This window comes from Polaribacter glomeratus (assembly GCF_002954665.1).
Classification (GTDB): Bacteria; Bacteroidota; Bacteroidia; order Flavobacteriales; family Flavobacteriaceae; genus Polaribacter; species Polaribacter glomeratus.
Map to the genome: position 1 here is coordinate 1500690 of NZ_MSCM01000001.1, position 19328 is coordinate 1520017.

22 protein-coding genes are annotated in these 19328 nt (G+C 28.3%); 10 read left to right on the top strand and 12 right to left on the bottom strand.

Going from position 1 to position 19328, the window contains the following annotated elements; all coding sequences use genetic code 11:
• Nucleotides 1-8 precede the first annotated feature (8 nt).
• The 5 genes from BTO16_RS06410 to BTO16_RS06430 all read right to left on the bottom strand — a co-directional run bounded on the left by BTO16_RS06410 (nucleotide 9) and on the right by BTO16_RS06430 (nucleotide 4102).
• Nucleotides 9-1544 carry an ATP-binding response regulator gene (locus BTO16_RS06410; RefSeq protein WP_105020797.1) on the bottom strand — a complete coding sequence of 512 codons (1536 nt, stop codon included), beginning with the start codon at nucleotides 1542-1544 and terminating at the stop codon, nucleotides 9-11.
• A gap of 6 nt (nucleotides 1545-1550) precedes the next feature.
• Complete coding sequence (locus BTO16_RS06415; RefSeq protein ID WP_317045804.1) at nucleotides 1551-2060, bottom strand: Rab family GTPase; 510 nt, start codon at nucleotides 2058-2060, stop codon at nucleotides 1551-1553.
• Nucleotides 2057-2866, bottom strand: a complete 810-nt coding sequence (locus BTO16_RS06420; RefSeq protein WP_105020799.1) for a cell envelope biogenesis protein OmpA — start codon at nucleotides 2864-2866, stop codon at nucleotides 2057-2059. The genes BTO16_RS06415 and BTO16_RS06420 overlap by 4 nt, the downstream gene beginning before the upstream one ends.
• Nucleotides 2867-3226, bottom strand: coding sequence for a hypothetical protein (locus tag BTO16_RS06425; protein ID WP_105020800.1), 360 nt, complete (start codon nucleotides 3224-3226; stop codon nucleotides 2867-2869).
• Between the two features lie 93 nt (nucleotides 3227-3319).
• Nucleotides 3320-4102: an MBL fold metallo-hydrolase gene (locus BTO16_RS06430; protein ID WP_105020801.1), complete on the bottom strand. Its 783-nt coding sequence runs from the start codon at nucleotides 4100-4102 to the stop codon at nucleotides 3320-3322.
• Nucleotides 4103-4178: 76 nt separating this feature from the next.
• On the opposite strand from BTO16_RS06430, the gene BTO16_RS06435 reads away from it, so the two are divergent.
• Genes BTO16_RS06435 through BTO16_RS06450 form a run of 4 tightly spaced genes read left to right on the top strand, consistent with a single transcriptional unit; the run spans nucleotide 4179 to nucleotide 7272 of the window.
• Nucleotides 4179-5633: a nicotinate-nucleotide adenylyltransferase gene (locus BTO16_RS06435; RefSeq protein WP_105020802.1), complete on the top strand. Its 1455-nt coding sequence runs from the start codon at nucleotides 4179-4181 to the stop codon at nucleotides 5631-5633.
• A 58-nt stretch (nucleotides 5634-5691) separates the two neighbouring features.
• Complete coding sequence (locus BTO16_RS06440; RefSeq protein WP_105020803.1) at nucleotides 5692-6240, top strand: RNA polymerase sigma factor; 549 nt, start codon at nucleotides 5692-5694, stop codon at nucleotides 6238-6240.
• A gap of 31 nt (nucleotides 6241-6271) precedes the next feature.
• The gene (locus BTO16_RS06445; protein WP_105020804.1) at nucleotides 6272-6811 is read left to right on the top strand and encodes a hypothetical protein; all 540 of its coding nucleotides are present in this window, start codon (nucleotides 6272-6274) and stop codon (nucleotides 6809-6811) included.
• A gap of 11 nt (nucleotides 6812-6822) precedes the next feature.
• Nucleotides 6823-7272: a hypothetical protein gene (locus tag BTO16_RS06450; RefSeq protein ID WP_146105348.1), complete on the top strand. Its 450-nt coding sequence runs from the start codon at nucleotides 6823-6825 to the stop codon at nucleotides 7270-7272.
• 53 nt (nucleotides 7273-7325) lie between these two features.
• Here the strand turns inward: BTO16_RS06450 and BTO16_RS06455 are convergent, their stop codons facing one another.
• From BTO16_RS06455 to BTO16_RS06475, 5 genes are all read right to left on the bottom strand, one after another.
• Nucleotides 7326-7520 (bottom strand): hypothetical protein, encoded by a 195-nt coding sequence (locus BTO16_RS06455; RefSeq protein WP_105020806.1) that lies wholly within the window; start codon nucleotides 7518-7520, stop codon nucleotides 7326-7328.
• A 130-nt stretch (nucleotides 7521-7650) separates the two neighbouring features.
• Nucleotides 7651-7911, bottom strand: a complete 261-nt coding sequence (locus BTO16_RS06460; protein WP_105020807.1) for a hypothetical protein — start codon at nucleotides 7909-7911, stop codon at nucleotides 7651-7653.
• Nucleotides 7912-7947: 36 nt separating this feature from the next.
• Complete coding sequence (locus BTO16_RS06465; RefSeq protein ID WP_105020808.1) at nucleotides 7948-8643, bottom strand: HAD family hydrolase; 696 nt, start codon at nucleotides 8641-8643, stop codon at nucleotides 7948-7950.
• Nucleotides 8643-9374, bottom strand: coding sequence for a 3-deoxy-manno-octulosonate cytidylyltransferase (gene kdsB, locus BTO16_RS06470; protein WP_105020809.1), 732 nt, complete (start codon nucleotides 9372-9374; stop codon nucleotides 8643-8645). Before kdsB ends, BTO16_RS06465 begins: the two co-directional genes overlap by 1 nt.
• A gap of 39 nt (nucleotides 9375-9413) precedes the next feature.
• Nucleotides 9414-10391, bottom strand: a complete 978-nt coding sequence (locus tag BTO16_RS06475) for a type I phosphomannose isomerase catalytic subunit (RefSeq protein WP_105020810.1) — start codon at nucleotides 10389-10391, stop codon at nucleotides 9414-9416.
• 101 nt (nucleotides 10392-10492) lie between these two features.
• Here BTO16_RS06475 and BTO16_RS06480 point away from each other — a divergent pair, with 101 nt between their 5' ends.
• The 4 genes from BTO16_RS06480 (at nucleotide 10493) to BTO16_RS06495 (ending at nucleotide 15510) form a co-directional block, all read left to right on the top strand.
• Nucleotides 10493-10684 (top strand): hypothetical protein, encoded by a 192-nt coding sequence (locus BTO16_RS06480; protein WP_105020811.1) that lies wholly within the window; start codon nucleotides 10493-10495, stop codon nucleotides 10682-10684.
• Between the two features lie 616 nt (nucleotides 10685-11300).
• Nucleotides 11301-11948, top strand: coding sequence for a hypothetical protein (locus BTO16_RS06485; RefSeq protein ID WP_146105349.1), 648 nt, complete (start codon nucleotides 11301-11303; stop codon nucleotides 11946-11948).
• Between the two features lie 155 nt (nucleotides 11949-12103).
• On the top strand, nucleotides 12104-13048 hold the full coding sequence (locus BTO16_RS06490) for a hypothetical protein (protein ID WP_146105350.1): 945 nt from the start codon (nucleotides 12104-12106) through the stop codon (nucleotides 13046-13048).
• Between the two features lie 1517 nt (nucleotides 13049-14565).
• Nucleotides 14566-15510: a hypothetical protein gene (locus tag BTO16_RS06495; RefSeq protein ID WP_146105351.1), complete on the top strand. Its 945-nt coding sequence runs from the start codon at nucleotides 14566-14568 to the stop codon at nucleotides 15508-15510.
• Here BTO16_RS06495 and BTO16_RS06500 read toward each other — a convergent pair.
• Together BTO16_RS06500 and idi are read right to left on the bottom strand one after the other, a co-directional pair.
• Entirely contained in the window at nucleotides 15507-15917 is a 411-nt protein-coding gene (locus BTO16_RS06500; protein ID WP_105020815.1) for a 6-pyruvoyl trahydropterin synthase family protein, read from the bottom strand. The two genes, BTO16_RS06495 and BTO16_RS06500, sit on opposite strands and share 4 nt — an antisense overlap.
• A 34-nt stretch (nucleotides 15918-15951) precedes the next feature.
• Nucleotides 15952-16476, bottom strand: coding sequence for an isopentenyl-diphosphate Delta-isomerase (gene idi, locus BTO16_RS06505; protein WP_105020816.1), 525 nt, complete (start codon nucleotides 16474-16476; stop codon nucleotides 15952-15954).
• Between the two features lie 122 nt (nucleotides 16477-16598).
• Between idi and BTO16_RS06510 the strand changes: the two genes are divergently transcribed.
• Together BTO16_RS06510 and BTO16_RS06515 are read left to right on the top strand one after the other, a co-directional pair.
• The gene (locus BTO16_RS06510) at nucleotides 16599-17300 is read left to right on the top strand and encodes a peptidylprolyl isomerase (protein WP_245891999.1); all 702 of its coding nucleotides are present in this window, start codon (nucleotides 16599-16601) and stop codon (nucleotides 17298-17300) included.
• 435 nt (nucleotides 17301-17735) lie between these two features.
• Nucleotides 17736-19328, top strand: coding sequence for a peptide chain release factor 3 (locus BTO16_RS06515; protein WP_105020817.1), 1593 nt, complete (start codon nucleotides 17736-17738; stop codon nucleotides 19326-19328).

Below are 19328 nucleotides of genomic sequence, written 5' to 3' on the forward strand. Positions count from 1 at the left end.
TTCAGCTACTAAACTTTAGAACTTAAATTTTTATTTAACAACGACACAAATTGAACGCTAGTAAATGGTTTAGGAATAACATCTTTAAAACCAATTTTGAGATACCCTTTAATATCTTGCACAGAACTATTGCCTGTTAAAGCCAAAATTGGCGTTTTAGAATTCGATTTTTGATACGCTAGTTTCTGTTTTATTAAATCTTCCCCAGAAAGGTTTGGCATATTAATATCTAACAAAACAAGATCAAAAGTTTCTTTTTGCATTTCTAAAAGCGCTTCTAACCCATCTTTTACCAGTGTATAATTAGCTTTTTCCTTTTTTAAAATATGAGCAACAATGGTTCTATTTAAGAAATTATCATCAGCAACTAAAATTTTACTGCCTACTATATAATTTTTTTCGATAATTTCTTCTGATAGATTTTCTTCATCAAAAATTGAATCATCAATTTGAAAAGGAATATCAATTTGAAAAGTAGTACCAACATCAATTTTACTAGTTACAGAAATTGTACCGTTCATGGCAGAAACCAAACGTTTTACAATTGCCAAACCTAAACCTGCGCCTTTATGAATTCGATTATCATCCAATTCGTTTTGTTGGTACTCTTCAAAAACAGAAGCTGCTTGACTTTTTGTCATTCCTCTTCCTGTATCCGTAACTTTAAAAGAAATTTTTACATTTTTTTTATCCAAAGAAATTAGATCAACAAATGTTGAAACAGTTCCTTTTTGGGTAAATTTAATAGAATTATTTATTAAATTAGTTAGTATTTGAAGAAGTCTAACATCATCACCTAAAACAAATTTTGGTAATTTTTTTGAGCAAGAAAACATTAAGTTTATGTCTAAGTCTCTATGGCTACTTTTATAATTATTTTTAAGCTGTTCTATAATGGCAATCAATTCTATAGGCGAATTACTTAACTGCAATTTACCCGCTTCTACTCTTGATAAATCTAAAATATCATCAACAATTACTTTTAAATTTTTACCAGAAATTGTTAAATATTTTAAATGCTCTTTTACCTTTTTAGAAACTTCTTCTTCATTAATTAACTCTGTATAGCCAAGAATAACATTTAAAGGATTTCTAACTTCGTGACTCATCATCGCCAAAAAACGCGATTTTTCTTCATTTGCTTTGTCTGCTATTTTTCTTAATTTGTCAAGCTCAATATTTTTTTCATTTAGTTCTCTTTTTAAGAAAAAAAGATCATTTCTATTTTGGTTTAATTGTGAGGCATATTTATAAACATTAGTTCTGTTATGAATTAATACAAAAACTTCTTTATCAGATTTCAATAATTCAACATCAACATTATATTCTTTATTATCAGAAACAACAACCATTGCCTCCATTAAAAAAGGGTCATTTATTTTAAGTGCTTCTAAAGTACCTTCTAAAAAAGGGCAGACAGCGTATATGGATTGATGCAACTCAAATTCATTAAAAGCAAATTTTCCTGATACAATTTTAGTAACAACTGCTGCATGATTTGTTGTTACTTCAATAAAAAAATGTTCTATTTTTGAAATTGTCAATTGATTTTAGTTTAGGGATTGTTTTGCAAGTTCTTTAAATGCATCCTCTACATTTTCATCATCTTTTGCACTTGTAATAAGGTCTATAGAAATAGAAATCGTCTTTTTAAGTTGTTCAATTTCTTTGAAAGTAACTAAATCTTTCTTATTTCCAACAACTGTAATAGTACCTAAACCAGATAACTGCTTAACAATATCTACTTGGTTTTTTATATTATTATAAGTTTCCTCTCTGCTTAAGTCAAAAACGAACATTGCAGCACTTGATCCTAAAAAATAAGCTTTGGGTACTTTTTCATCGGCACTTGTGCCTGCAACATCCCAAATTAATAGCTTAATTTCTTCGGTATCAATTTTTATAATTTTTGAACTAACTCTTACGCCTATTGTACTAATATATTCTTCAGAAAATTCATTGAGAACAAACCTTCTTATTAACGAAGTTTTCCCGACTCCAAAATTTCCTACCAATAAAACTTTTTTTGCAATCATTAAGTGAGTTTGAATAAACTTTATTCGGTTTTAATTAGTGTTTTTTGAATGATACTATTTAGTTTTTCTTCATCTGTGAGGTAACTTCTATCTCTTAAAATAATTTCTGCTAAATTATTAATATTATCGAGTAGCTCTTCTTCAAAATCTGAACTTATTACTCCGGATGTAGCAATTGCAATATAAATTGTTTTAAAATTTTGAATAGATAATTGGAAGTTTTCAAATTTAATATCTTCTATATCTTGACCGTCTTTAGAAAAAGAGTCTTTTGCAAAAGACTTAATAGCTGTTAACATGCCCGAAACCATGTCTTTATCGGCAATATTACCTCTAGAATAATTACCTGCTAATAAACCAGAATCTTTATTGATGACAAAAACTTCTTCTATAATTGGCTCAAAAACTTCTTGCAAAACATCATCTGCATCGGTTCTTTTACCTTTAAATAAGCGTTTTATAATTTGTGAAATAGAAAACTTATCGTTAATTGTTTGATTGATACTTTCTGTAAGTTTAGTGATTTCTGCAATAATAAATTTCTTAACCAACTTACCCATAATTGGGTAAAGTGCTTCTACTACTTCGTCTTGAGAATCTCTAATTTGAATTTTAATAGTTTCTGTAATGGTTTTACCAAAATATTTAGGAAAATTCTCTTTTAAATCTTCTATTTTTTCGTCGACTACAGGAGCAACTTTAACCTTAAACTTTTCACGTTCAAGGTATTCATCTCTTAATATATTAAAGTCTTTTCTGTCATCAGCTAAAAGAAGTTCTTTGAGTAACTCAAAACGATTGTCTTTATGATCTACAGTCGTTTTCTCCATCTATTCTTGCAACATCAATGCTATTTTCTCTAAGGCTTTACCAAGTTTTCTTCTATCTGCTTTTTCGTCATCTAAATCTGCCAATCTTCTGTCTAGATCTTCGCTTAAATCTTGAAATTTATGATCCATTAAGCTTTCTAAATCTGCTAATTTGTTTTCAAGTTGAGAAACAGATTCTGCTAAATTACTTTTTGTTTGATTTTCTAATGCTTTTAATTTATCGTAAACATCTGCAAATTCCGTATTATATTGTAAAATATTTTCACCAAAAATAAGGTCTCTTACTGCTGCTATTCTAGTATCAACTTGTTGCTGTTGTTTTATTTCTCCTTCGTTTTCTTGTTGAGGGTCTTTGGCCATAGGGAATCAATTTTTAATTAGTGCTAGTAAATTTTTTGAGCTAAAAAAGCTAGTGTTACAGACAAATATACATTAAAAAATAATTTATCAAATCTAAATACTTAATTTTAAGCCATCATAGGCTAAAAAAACATTTTTAGGTAGTGTTTTAGAAACATGAGAATGAAAACCTAATTTATGACTAATATGGGTAAAATATGCTTTTTTAGGTTTAATTTCTTTTACAAATTCTAATGCTTCTTCTAAATTAAAGTGGGTTGGATGCGCCTCTTGGCGCAATGCATTTATGACTAAAACATCTAAGTTTTTAAGTTTTTCTTTTTCTGATTTTACAATCGATTTTACATCTGTTAAATATGCAAAATCTTGAAACCTATAAGCTACTACAGGTAAATTACCATGCATTACGTCAATAGGGATAACTTGAACTCCATCAATTGTAAAAGGTAAGTTATTTACAATTGTAGGTTGTACACTTGGCGCTCCTGGATATCTATTTTCTTTGCTAAAAATGTACTCGAAACGCTTTTCTAGACTTTGCAATGTTTTCTGATTTAAATAAATAGGCATCTCACCAATTTTATAACAAAAAGGTCGCAAATCATCGATACCTGCTGTATGATCTGAGTGCTCGTGCGTAAATAAAACGCCATTCACTAATTCTACATTTTCTCGCAACATTTGTTGTCTAAAATCTGGACCACAATCAATTATATAAGAAACTTCATCCCAAGAAATTAAAATAGAAGAACGTAAACGTTTGTCTTTTTGGTCTTTAGACAGGCAAACAGGGTCTTTACTCGCTATCATTGGTATTCCTTGCGAAGTGCCTGTGCCTAAAAAAGTAATCTTTAAGAGTTTTTTATCATTTTTCATTAAAACAAAAGTAAGATAAAAATTGACTGATAGTATTGTAATTCCTTACATTTGTTAAGATTTAAAACATCCATATATGGCAATTTCTTTAAGAGGAGATCAAGAAATTAGTAGCGTACCAACTATTAAGAGTAAAGCATTAAGAATAAATTTAAACACAGATATTTACGGAACTTTTGCAGAAATTGGTGCAGGTCAAGAAACTGCACGTAATTTTTTTAGATCTGGTGCTGCTTCTGGTACAATTGCAAAAGCAATGAGTGCTTATGATAAAGATTTTTCTGATGCTATTTATGGTATGGAAGAAGACAAACGTTATGTTACACAACCGCGTTTACAGACCATGTTACGCCACGAAATTGATTTAATTGAAGATAGATTAAGCAGACAAAAACATCCAGATAAATTATTCTTTAGTTATGCAAATACGGTAACTACGATCGATTTTGCTAGACAATTTAAAGGTCATGGTTGGGTTGGTATTCGCTTTCAATTAGATCCTTTAGAAGGCTATAATGAAATTGTTTTACACTTGCGTTTTAAAGAAACGGATGCTCGTTTACAACAAGAAACGCTTGGTGCTCTGGGTGTAAATCTTATTTATGGCGCTTTTTATTTAAATGATAGTCCAAAAGAATTGGTAAAATCTTTTTATGATAACTTAGGAAATCATCAAATAGAGATTGATATGGTTAATTTCTCTGGCCCACGTTTTATGTATGTAGACAACAGATTAATGAGTCTACAATTACTTAAAAATGGAATGACAAATGCCGTAATGTTCGGTCCGGACGGAAACAATTTATTACCTGCACAAGTACTGTATAAAAAAAATATTTTAGCCTTACGTGGTAGTTTTAGACCCGTTACAAAGGTTAATATGGATATGTTTGAACTGTCTAAAAAAATGTTTTTAGCAGAAAATAAAGTAGAAGAGAAAAATACTCAAATTATATTCGAAATCACTTTAAGTAATTTAACCAATGAAGGTAAAATTAATGAAAGAGATTTTCTTGATAGAGCAGAGTTACTGTGTTCTTTAGGTCAGAATGTACTGATTACCAGTTTTCAACAATACTTTAAATTGGTAGAATATTTTAGTGAATTTACTAAAGAAAGAATGGCTTTAGCAATGGGAGTCTATAACCTCATTCAGATTTTTGACGAAAAATATTATAGAGACTTAAGCGGTGGCGTATTAGAAGCTTTTGGTAAATTATTTTATCGAGACCTAAAGGTATACATGTATCCTTATCTTAACCAAGCTTCTGGCGAATATATAAATAGCGAAAACTTAAAAGTACATCCAAGAATGAAGGAACTTTATAAGTACTTTAAAAATAATGGAAAACTTTTAGACATTAAAGATTTTGATAAAGATATTTTAGACATCTTTTCTAGAACTGTTTTAAAAATGATTATGGATGGCGAAAAAGGATGGGAAGAAATGTTGCCAGCCGGAATTGCTGATACAATTAAACAAAAACGTTTGTTTGGATACTCTAGAACTAGAACTAAAAACAATAGTTAAAACAAAACTTTAATTAAACCTTTATACTTTTTTTCTGTCTAACTTAAAACAATGTTTTTTGACTGACGAGATTACTTTTATAGCAGAACTTAAAAACAATAAAACCAAAGAAAAAGCGTTTCGATTACTAATTTCGAAATACAAAGAACGCTTATATTGGCACATTCGTAAAATTGTCATTAGTCATGACGATGCAGATGATGTCTTGCAAAATACTTTTATCAAAATATTTAAAAATATAGATAAATTTAACGAGCAAAGTAAACTCTATTCTTGGATGTATAGAATTGCTACGAACGAATCTATTACCTTTATCAACAAAAGAGCAAAAGATAGAAGTGTTGATATCTCTGATTATCATCAACAACTTGCATCTACTTTAGAAAGTGACATCTACTTTACAGGCAATGAAATTCAAGTTATTTTACAAAAAGCCATCGCAACGCTACCTCAAAAACAGCAATTGGTTTTTAACATGAAATATTTTGATGAAATAAAATATAATGAAATGTCAGAAATTTTAGAAACTTCTGTTGGAGCATTAAAAGCTTCTTATTTTCATGCAGTTAAAAAAATTGAAAATTATATAAAAACACAAACAAATTAAACCTTTATATAAAGTAAAGGTCTAAGTAATAATGGATAAAGAAATTAAAAATAGCGTAAATTACATCAGTAAAAAAACTTGCATAAATACTGGTTTTTCAACTCCTGCAGATTATTTTAATAAATTAGAAGCTGTTATTGACGCAAAATTATCAGAAAAAAAACTTCCTAAAGAAAATGGTTTTAAAACGCCTGATAACTATTTTAACACAATAGAAAACAGTGTTTTATCAAAAGTTTTACCATCAGCAAAAGAAGTTAAAATTATTTCTTTTAAAGACAGAGTTTTAAAATTGATTCCTTACGCAGCCGCTGCTTCTATTATTTTATTTATAGGCTTAAATTCTTTTGTCTTTAAGACTGATGAAGAACTTACTATGGATTCACTCTCTGATGTTGAGATTGAATATTGGCTTGATTCTAATACACTTTTTACAAACGATATAAGTATTGTTTTAGAAGATGATCTTTTAGAAGAAAATGACTTCTATTTTACTACAATTAAAGATGAGACTATAGAAGATTATATAAACTCTATAGATAACATCGCTTTATTTAATGAAATAAATTAAAAATTTAGACCATGAAAAATTTAATAACCTTTATATGTATTAGCTTTTTTTGTATGCTTTCTATTTCTGCTCAGCATAACGAAGCCGCTAGAGAAAAAATTAAAGCTCTTAAAATATCTTACTTAACAGAGAAATTAAACTTAACACCAGAAGAGGCACAAAAGTTTTGGCCAATTTACAATGCTTATGATCAAGAGCAGCAAGCGTTAAGAAGCAAACAAAGATCTGAACTAAAAAAATCTCTAAAAAATAGTGATGAAGTTGAAGCTTTAAATGAAACGGATGCCGAAAAATTAGTAATGCTAAAATTATCTATTGATAGACAATTACACGAATCTCAAAAAGATTTTGTTAGTAAAGTAAAACAGGTAATTTCGTTCAAAAAAATAATACAACTCCATGTTGCAGAAATGGAGTTTGGTAGAAAATTAATGTCTAAATACAGACATAAAAAAGATTAAAACAAATATTTTAAAAACATAAAAAAAAGGAAGCAATAATTGCCTCCTTTTTTTTATTCTATTAATCTCATACAAACAAACAATTCTGGCTTGTTTGCTGTAAATTGTTTTAACCAAATTGTTAACTCTTTTATCTCGAAAGGTAACAGCATTTTTAAAGCTTTTCCTAATTCTTTACAAAATAAATCTGAATTAAAGCTCACTTTTTTTAGCACAGTTATCGTGTACTCAAACATTGCTCTAGCCATCTTTAAAAAATTAAATTGTTTATTATTAGAACGTAAACTAAATCATTTTAGTATATAAATCAAATTTAATAAAAAAACCAACATCTTTTACAAATGTTGGTCTTAAAATTTTGTTTAGAAATTGTTAAATTTATAAACTATTAATTTTTTCTACTAAACCTTTAGCTTTAACTTCTAAATCTGCGTTTATCGCTTTGAAATGAGCTTTTTTATTTTGAACTTTTTTTGTATTTACACTAACAATTAGAGCATCAAATGTTTCAATAGCTTCATCAATAATTATATTACCTTCTTTTTGTTGATTTTTTAGAGCTGCAACATCAATTGCATATTCTATAACATCACCCAAAACGTAATTGATATCTTTTTTTAAGTTTTTTATACTTGACATAATTTATTTTATTTTAACGATGCAAAAGTAATCTATTTATTCTAAATAAGGCAATACTTGCTTAATATTTAGAACAGTAAGATATGTGGTTGCAGATTCTTGTTCTTTTGGCACGTTTTCGTGTGCCCAAGTTGTATGAAAAGGAACATGAATTGCCGATGAACCAATTGCCAATAAAGGCAATACGTCCGATTTTAAAGAATTACCAATCATTAAAAATTCTGATGGATGAATATCTAAATGTCGTATCAATTTCTGATAATCTTTCTCTTTTTTATCACTCATAACTTCTATGTGATGAAAATACTTGAGTAAATTCGACTTTTCTAACTTACGCTCTTGATCTAACAAATCGCCTTTTGTGGCAACAACTAACTTATATTTACCTTGTAAAGATTGCAAAACATCTTCTATACCTACCAACAATTCAATTGGTTTTTCTAACATTTCTTTACCAATATTTAAGATCTTTTCTAACGATTTTTGATCTAATTGATAATTAGAAAGTTCTAAAGCACATTCAACCATAGACAAAACGAAGCCTTTAATTCCGTAGCCATAAATAGATAAATTTTTAATTTCGGTTTTAAAAAGCTCTTGATCTATTTTATTTTCGGTTTCATATGCCGATAAAAGTTTTGCAAACTCTTTTTCTGCCTCTCTAAAATAGGTTTCATTTACCCACAAAGTATCATCGGCATCAAATGCGATTACTTTAATTTTAGAATTCATTATTTATTTAAATATTTTATTGCTTTTTCTAAATCTTCTGGCGTATCGATTCCTACAGCTTCTACATCCGTTTCTACCATTTTTATTTTTTTTCCAATTTCTTGATATCGAATCGCTTCAATTTTTTCTGATGCTTCTAAAGGTGTAATTGGTGTATGATAAAAATCAATTAAAGCCTGTTTTCTAAACGCATAAACACCCTTATGTTTGTAATATTTTACATCAATGTTTTGATCTCTATGAAAAGGAATAACACTTCTAGAAAAATAAATAGCCAAATTATTTACATCGGTAATTACCTTTACATTGTTAGGATTCTCTATATCTTCTATGTTTGTAATTTGCACTTTTAGAGAAGCCAAATCAATTTCTTTTTTACTGTCTTTTTTAAAAACATCAATCAATTTAAAAAGCGAAACTTCGTCTATAAAAGGTTCGTCTCCTTGCACATTAATTACAATATCTGCTTCAATATCAAAAACCGCTTCTGCAATTCTATCAGAACCACATTCATGTTCTTTTTTGCTCATAATTGCTTTTCCGCCAACATCTTTAATAGTTTTAAAAATAATATCAGAATCTGTAACAATATATACATCATCAAACAAATTAGAATTTAGAGCGGCTTCGTAAGTTCTTAAAATAACAGGTTTTCCTCCTAAATCTTTCATTAACTTTCCTGGAAAACGGGTTGCACTATAACGTGCAGGTATCATGGCAATTATTTTCATCTAAATAAAATTTTATTTTACCTAATAACTCTGTAAGGTTTATTTGATATACACTTCTAATAATTCTGATACTTCATCAGCAATTATTTTAATGTTTTTAATACAAGCAGGCACTAAAATAGTTTCGCCTGTCTTTAATTTTTCGGTTTGATTTTCATACTGAAAAGTTACATTACCCTCTACACACATATAAATTACAAAACTATCTTTTTCTTGATGATTGATAGAAACCTCGCCTTTTATTGGTAATACATTGGTTGTAAAATACTGACAAGAAACAATTTCTGACGAAGCATTTTCATTTTTAGAATACACTGTTTTGTAAGAATCTTTTGCTGAATAATCGATGGCATCAATTGCTTCTTCTGTGTGCAAATCTCTAAACGTTCCATCTGGATTTGGTCTGTCCCAATCATAAATTCTGTACGTAATATCTGATGTTTGCTGAATTTCTGCCAACAAAACACCTGCGCCAATTGCATGTACTCTTCCGGTTGGAATAAAATATACATCGCCTTTTTGCACTTCATCTACATTTAAAATATCTAATAAAGATTTGTTATCTAAATGTTTTATATATTCTTTTGGTGAAACCTCTTTTTGAAAACCAACAATTAAATTAGCATTTTTATCAGCTTGCATTACATACCACATTTCTGTTTTTCCAAAAGAGTTATGACGCTCTTGTGCCAATTGATCATTTGGGTGTAATTGTATACTTAATGCTTCTTTTGCATCAATAAATTTAATTAAAAGCGGAAACTTCTCTCCAAAATGAGCGTAAATTTTATCGCCAACTAAATCAGATGTATATTTAAGAATTAGTTCTTTTAGATTTTTACCCTTTAAAGCGCCATTAACTACAATCGACGTATCGCCTTCAACATCAGAAATCTCCCAACTTTCGCCAATATCTTTGCTTTTTGAATGTTTATTTAATAAAGTTGCTAACTTTTCTCCTCCCCAAATTTTATCCTTTAAAATAGGTTCAAATTTAATAAGCTGATTAATTTTCATACACATTATATTAAGTTACAAACTTAATACTTCTTCTAAACAATCATTCTAAATATAAAATAATTAACTTTGAAGAAATAACTAAATTTAAGTATAAATATATGGGAATTTTTTGGGATTTAATTCAGCAAAGTGAAATAGAAGAACAATGCGAAAAGGCAGATGATCTAGAAGAAAAGGTTAATTCTCTTGAAAAAGAACTGTATGAAACTAAAAAACTGTTAAGAAAAACCCTTTTAATATTAGAAAATCATCTTGGTAAAGATATTGATGGCGATGGTAAACTAGGTTAATTCATTTTCAAAAATTTAACTGGCTTAGTTGCATTGCTGCTTATTTAATTACACAAAAAAACATGTATTTAAAATTATTTATTATAAATATAACAAAATAAAACTTCGTAATATCTTCTTATTATGATGTTTAGTTAGTTGAAATTATTTATCTTAACATTATGGACGGATTTAACATCGTTACTGTTATTGCGATTATTTTATTTGCAAGACTAGCAATTAGATTAGTTGTGGGCTATAATAAAACGAAAGAAGAGGACTAATTTTATTTAGTTACCAATAAATTTGTGTTTCTGTATATCATATTTTGTTTATCTTTGTGCACCCAAACGGGACAATCATTTAAAAATTGAAAAAAGATATTTTCTTAATTTTGTTTCTCCTTTTTTTTACGAAAACTTTTTGCTTTCAAAGAACTTTGTACGTTGATAATTTTAATAGTATACTGGGCAGTGAAAACAAAGAAAACAAACTTCTAAGCTTTGCTAAAGAAAACAAATTTAATACCTTAATTTTATATCAATTAAACAAAGTTGACAAACAATACTCTTTAATAGACCCAAAAAAAAACAACATTTTAGCAGCCTTTATATCAAAGGCTAAAACTAAATATAATATGACTCATATTGGGGCCTCTGGTGAGTCTGCAAACTTCTTTACCTCTAGAATTGATATTTATAACAAAACTAGAAATAAATCCGAAGAAAAGTTTGATATTTATAATTTAGAATACGAATATTGGTCTAAAAAGGCTTCTGGTATCGATGGTTATTATTGCATCAATTATCTAGAAGAAAATAAAGTTCCTTGCACTAGACAAGGTTCTTTTAATTACTTTTTAGATAATTTAAAAAAACTTAAGTCGCTTGCAAAAAAGCAAAAACATGATGTAAAAGTTGATGCTTATGTTGGCTATTACACTCAAAACGAAATTGCAGAAATTAATAAATACTGTGACCGTTTAATTATACAAGCTCACGGTAAAAGCCCAGAATTATGCTTTACTTCAGCTAAAAAGAACTTAGAAAATCTCTACAATACAAATAGCAATATAAAAGCTTCAATTGTTTTTTCTACCAATATGGATAAACTAGGTTATTGGTTAAAGTTTGACAGTTTGGATAATGGAGAAAACAAGTTTTTTAACACTATGAATAATTTTAACGTCAACCTAAAAAAGAAATTAAACTTAGATGGTTTTAGTTATCACTCCTACTCTATTTTAGAAAAATCTATAAGTTACTATTCTTACAATAAAAATTAACCTAACCTCAACTTAATGAAATATCTTCTACCCTTAATATCAATATTATTGGTTCTTAACCATTATAAAATTTTGATACAACAAGTACACTTCCCTTCGAAATTCTCTCAGCCATCATGCCCAGAAAAAACCTAACCTAACCTAACCATAACATTATGAAATATCTTTTATCCTTAATTTTAACAATTTTGGTTCTTAATTCCTATGGGTTTCAAAGAAAGCTATACGTAGATGAATTTAACAATATTCTTGGTAGTTACAACCTAGAACTAGAGCTTTTAGAATTTTCTAAAAAAAACAATATTCATACGTTAATTCTATATGAATTAAATAAAGTGCACAAAAGATTTCCTCTAGACGATTCTACAAAAAATAGTGCTTTAGCTAATTTTATATCTAGAGCAAAATTAAAATATAATATTAAACAAATAAGTGCCTCTGGAGAAAGTGGAGACTTTTTTGTTGATGCCATACATCCTTATAATAAATCAAGAAAAAAATCCGAAGAAAAAATTGATGCTTATAATTTAGAATATGAATATTGGGATGAAAAAGCTTCTTTAAAAGGTGGGTATTATTGCGAAAATTATCTAAGAAACGGAGAAATGCCTTGTAATAGAGTTGGCTCTTTTAATTTTTACTTGGGTAGTTTAACTGCAATGAGATTATTAGCGAACGAAGAATCGCATCCAATTAAAATTGAAGCTTATATTGGCAAATTTACAATAAATGAAGTTTTACAGATAAGTAACCATGCAGACAAACTATTAATTGCTGCTTATGTTGATAATCCTGACAAAAGTTTTGAATATGTAAAAGAAAGATTAAAATTACTTTCAGATATTAAATCAAAAATTAAAATATCGATTATATTCTCAACAGAAATGGTATTTATGGGACCTTGGTTAAGAATAAACGATTACAAACAGGCAGAAAAAAAATTCTTTAAAAAGTTGTTCACGCAAAGCAAAGAGCTCTCTACCAATTTAACCTTTGATGGTTTTACCTATTATAATTATAGTTTTTTTAAAAATGCATTAAATAATTATGATCGTAACACTAATAAAATGTCAAACACCTATTTGGATAAAGAAAACTAATTCTAAAATACAAAATAATGTGTTATTTTTATTCTAACTGGCAGGTCTATTTAAATAGATAAGATTTCATTTTCATAATTTATAAAAACTATTAAAAAAAATTATTGATAAACTTACCCTCTCAAATTTAATTTTAAAATCTTTTTTTGTGATGAATGATAAAACATCCACTTTAAAAAGTTTTAAGTTTTAATATTTACTATTAGTCTTTATACTCGTTAATTATTTAATGCTTTTACTTTTTGTCTAAGTTTTTAGATGATGAATCTATAAATGATGTGTTTTTATTGATGCAAGCAATATTAGTTTCTGGAAAGGAGGTTTAAAAAGGTCGCAAACTAAGCCTGATAGAATTAAAGAAATTTATCTGGATAAAGAAATTACAAACAATTTAGATTAGAAAATAGAAGGATCTGGTGCGTTTTATCTTAAAACAAACTTTGAATATCAATCAGATTCTGAACCGATTGCCTTTTCAATAAACATATGGTATCAAGTTAATATAAATCTAGATTTTTAAATCTTCAATTAGAAATATCAAACTATAATTTTTCACTACAAAAAGAACGAGCATTAATTCTTAAATTAACTGATCAATTTAAGTTTAATAAATTAAAATTTGATGCAATATTACTGGTGGTGTTTAAAAAAAATCAGGAGAAATAGATTGTGTTGGTGGTATTCGTTTTAGACAAAAATTAACCAAAAACAGATTGTTAAATTTTGGGTATTCTAGAAAGAGTTTATTGGTTACAAAATAGGAGCTACTGCATTATATGGGTTTGGAGTCTACATTTGTCTTTTAGAAAATTTAAAGAATATTATCCAAGAACAGATTATGTAAAAGTAGTTGCAACCGGTGTTTTAAATTACGGTGCTAACAAAAGTTGGTGAGATTGTTGAACATTTAAATAACTTTTTAGTCATTATTACAAAGATTTGACATTCTTTAATAAACCAATTATGATTGCGGAATATAGTTCTTTAAAGCCCAGTGGAAATAGAGTTGAATGGTTTGGAGACTCTCTTAAAAATTTACCCAAAAAATGTCCTTTAATAAATACACTAGTCTTTTTTCACTGTCCTTGCGATGGCATAACTACTTATAAAAATATACGCTGGTAAATTGGATGGTAATATAAGTAACACAGAGATTAAAAAAGTGTGGTTTGGTTGGAAAACAGCCAGATGTAAAATAATATTTATTCTGATAAAACAATCTTATTTTTTTACAACTAAATAAAAAAACATCTTCATTTAATTAAGAAGTTATTTTCTTTTATTCTTTAAAAGTTAAACTATCAATAAATGTAATTGGTAAAAAAAGTTACTTTTGTAAAACTAAAGAATCTTCTGCTAAACAAAGCATAAAATTTTATAAAAGTATAATAAAAACTACTGGTAACAAATGCTAACAGCTTATTATTAAGAAAGTTAATAAATTCTTATTCTTTGAGTAAAAATTAGATTAACTTACAGTTGAATTTAGGTGTAAAAATCTGTAAAAACAATATGTAATGAGATATCCGATATCCATAATTTTAATGTTTTTGATTTTAAATTCTTATGGTTTTCAAAGAAAATTATATGTAGATGAATTCAATAATATTTTAGGTAGTTATAATCAAGAGAAAGAACTTCTAGAGTTTTCTAAAAAAAACAACATTCATACTTTAATTCTCTACGAATTAAATAAAGTACATAAAAGATTCTCTTTAGAAAATTCCAACAAAAATAAGGTCTTAGCCAATTTCATTTCTAGAGCAAAGTTGAAATATGATATTAAAAAAATAAGCGCTTCTGGAGAAAATGCAAAGTTTTTTGTAGAAGCGATACATCCCTATAATCAATCTAGAAAAAAAGACATCGAAAAATTTGATGTTTACAATTTAGAGTATGAATATTGGAATAAACAAGCTTCTTTAAATGGTGGGTATTATTGCGAAACATATTTAAAAGAGGCACAAATTCCCTGTAATAGAGTTGGGTCTTTTAACTTTTACTTAGGTACGTTAACAACTATGAAGTTACTTGCAAAAGAGCAATCTCATCCAATAAAAATTGAAGCCTATATTGGTCAATATACAAACGAAGAAGTTTTTAAAATAAGTAATAATGTAGATCGTTTACTAATTGCTGCTTATGTAGACCACCCTGCGAGAAGTTTTGAATACGTAAAAGATCGTCTAAAATTACTTTCAAAAATAAAATCAAAAATTGAAATTTCATTAATATTTTCTTCTGAAATGGATTTTATGGGTTCATGGCTTCGAAAAAATCATTTTAAAAACGCTGAAAAGATTTTCTTTGAAGAACTAAACATAGAAAACAAAAACCTTACTAAAGATTTGAATTTTCATGGTTTTACATACTACAATTACAGTTATTTTAAAAAAGCACTATCAGGTTATAAAATTAATAGCCAAAAATCAGAAAACACCTACGTAGATGAAAAATATTAACCCGAATACGTTACAAAATTTCTAGGTGTTTCGTACAAAGTTATCTCTAGTTCTAAATGATTAGGAATGTGTTTTCTTAGTTTATCATAAATAACAACAGATATATTTTCTGCAGTAGGATTTAAATTTTTAAATTCTTCTACTTCTATATTTAAATTTTTATGATCAAAGTTTTCTTCGATATGTAACTTAATTAAGCTGCTTAAAATACCTAAATCGTATACATAGCCTGTTTCTTTATCAATAGCACCTGTTAAAGAAACAATCAGTTCGTAATTATGGCCATGAAAATTAGGATTGCTGCATTTATTAAAAACTTCAAAGTTCTTTTCATCAGACCAATCTTTTCTATATAATCTGTGAGCTGAATTAAAATGTGCTTTTCTATGAACGGTAACTTTAGGCATAAGTGTATTTTTTAAATTATTTAATTTTGAAAAACTATATTTTATAATTCTTGATTTTATGATACGATTCTTTGAAAATTATCCTGAACCATGCTGTAAATTCATCTGAATTATTTTCAATTTCAGACTTCACATCTTCAAGCAACATCCATTTATAAGCTTCTACTTCTTCTTTATTAATTTTTGGCTCCTCATCAAAATAACCAATTAATACATGGTCGAATTCGTGTTCTGTTAGGCCATTATCGAAAGGCGCTTTGTAAATAAATGAAAAAACTTCATTTAAACTTGTAGAAAAGCCCATTTCTTCTTGTAACCTTCTTTCACCTGCTTGTATGTTACTTTCTCCATTTCTTTGATGAGAACAACAGGTATTTGTCCATAATAAAGGGGAATGATATTTATGCGCTGCTCTTTGCTGTAGCATTAATTCGCCTTTTTTATTAAAAACAAACACAGAAAAAGCTCTGTGTAAAACGCCTTTTTCATGCGCTTCCATCTTAGGCATTGCGCCTATTTGATTATCGTTTGTATCAACTAAAATCACTTGTTCTTCCATGTTTGCAAATATACTAGATTCAATTAGGTTTAAAACTTAAATTTAGAATAAAACTATCAGTTTTTTCTATTGTTTTATTTTGATGATTTATATTTGATGATTCAAAAGTTAAAGCCTTAAAATTGAAAATTTTTATCAAAATAATATTCTTAACAATCATCATTTTCTTTTATCAGTGTAATAAAGCTAAAAAAGAAAAAGAAAATTCTGTAAAAGTTGAAAAGAAAAAAACGAATAAAAAAGATGCTTTAGAAAAAGAAATCATAAAACCTTGGGATAGCCTAAATAGCGAAAATACCGAAGCTTTTTTAACTGAATATGGCAAGCAAAACCCTGAAACTAATGTTCTTATTAAAACCAAGTTCGGAAATATAAAATTGCGTTTATACGAGGATGTACCTGTACACCGCGCAAATTTTATTTTTCTTACAAAAATTAAATATTTTAATACAACAGTAATTTATAGAGTAGCCAAAAACTTTGTAATTCAGGGTGGTAATTCTGATAATATGTACACGCAAAAACAACGCAGAAAATATGGGAATTATTTAATGCAACCCGAATTTAAAAATAACCGAAAGCATGCATATGGCGCATTAGCAGCTGCAAGAGATTGGAAAAAAAACCCTAATAAGTTATCGAGTCCGTTTGAATTTTATATGGTTCATGACAGAAATGGAGCACATCATCTAGACAATCAACATACCGTTTTTGGTGAAGTTGTTTCTGGTTTTGATACGATGGATAAAATTTCTAAGGTTGATGTAGGAGTTGATGAATGGCCTGTTAAGGATATAAAAATGACGATTGAAATTATAAAGTAAAATTATTATGCAGAGATTTGCAAAGAAATTACGAAGATTCATAGCGTTTTCTTTTTGACATAGATTTCACGTAATTCCTCGAATAAAATACTTGTGAATTATCACTATTTTTTATGTTTCTATTGTAGTGAACGTTTTAAAACCATCATTCGAAAAAAGTTATTTTTCAGAAATTCACAGTGTTTTTTTGATACAAATTTTCTGATTTAAAAAATATTTAGAAAAACTTAAATTTATATTATTCTTACTTTGAAAAGAATTTGTGAATTTGTTAATTCGAAGTGCAATAAATTAGAAAGAGACGCAATAATCAATTTTAATTTTTAGGCACCTCTAAAACCCCTAAAACAATTGAAATTCGACTCCAATTTTCAAATCGTTATCAGAACAAAAAATTATAGAATAAAACCTATCTTTGCACCTCAAATTTTGTAGATGAGTTTTTTAAAAGAAATAGAACGTAGAAGAACATTTGGTATCATTTCGCATCCAGATGCTGGTAAAACTACTTTAACAGAAAAGTTATTATTATTTGGTGGTGCAATTCAGGAAGCTGGTGCTGTAAAAAATAATAAAATTAAAAAAGGCGCAACTTCCGATTTTATGGAAATTGAGCGTCAGAGAGGAATTTCTGTAGCAACTTCTGTACTTGCTTTCATCTACAAAAACAAAAAAATAAACATTCTAGATACGCCTGGTCACAAGGATTTTGCAGAAGATACTTTTAGAACTCTAACTGCCGTAGATAGCGTTATTGTTGTAATTGATGTTGCAAAAGGTGTGGAACCACAAACCGAAAAATTAGTTGAAGTTTGTAGAATGCGTAAAATACCAATGTTGGTTTTTATCAATAAATTGGATAGAGAAGGTAAAGACGCTTTTGATTTATTAGATGAAGTAGAACAAAAACTAGGCTTACGCGTTACGCCAATGAGTTTCCCTATAGGAATGGGATATGATTTTAAAGGAATCTATAATATTTGGGAAAAGAAATTGAATCTTTTTTCTGGTGATAACAAACAAAGTATTTCTAAAGGAGTTGTTTTTGATGATTTAGCAAACCCTAAATTAGATACAATTATAGGAGCGCAAGCAGCGGGAACTTTACGTGAAGACATCGAATTAATTACGGAGGTGTATCCAGAGTTTGATAGAACTGAATACCTAAATGGCGCACTACAGCCTGTGTTTTTTGGTTCTGCCTTAAATAATTTTGGCGTAAAAGAATTATTAGATGCATTTATAGAAATTGCTCCTTCACCTCAACCTAAAAAAGCAGAAGAGCGTTTAGTAGATTCTAAAGAAACAGAACTTACTGGTTTTGTGTTTAAAATCCACGCAAATATGGATCCTAAACATAGAGACAGACTAGCGTTTGTTAAAATTGTATCCGGAGTTTTTAGAAGAAATTCGCCTTATTTACATGTTAGAAATGGTAAAAAAGTAAAATTCTCTAGTCCGAATGCCTTTTTTGCAGAGAAAAAAGAAATTGTAGAAGAATCATATCCAGGAGATATTGTTGGTTTACACGACACTGGTAACTTTAAAATTGGTGATACTTTAACCGAAGGTGAAATATTGAACTTTAAAGGAATTCCGAGTTTTTCTCCAGAACATTTTAGATACGTAAACAACGCAGACCCAATGAAATCTAAGCAATTAGCGAAAGGTTTAGATCAATTAATGGATGAAGGTGTTGCGCAATTATTTACGTTAGACATGAATGGTCGTAAAGTAGTTGGTACCGTTGGTGCTTTACAATACGAGGTAATTCAATACAGGTTAGAACATGAATATGGTGCAAAATGTACCTACGAAAATTTAAGTGTTCACAAAGCATGTTGGGTAGAACCAGCAGATATTAAAAATGATGAATTTAAAGAATTTAAACGTGTTAAGCAACGCTATTTAGCAAAAGACAAAGAAGGTCAATTGGTTTTTTTAGCGGATTCTGAGTTTACAATTCAAATGACGCAGAGCAAATATCCATCTGTAAAACTGCATTTTACCAGCGAATTTAAAGGTTAG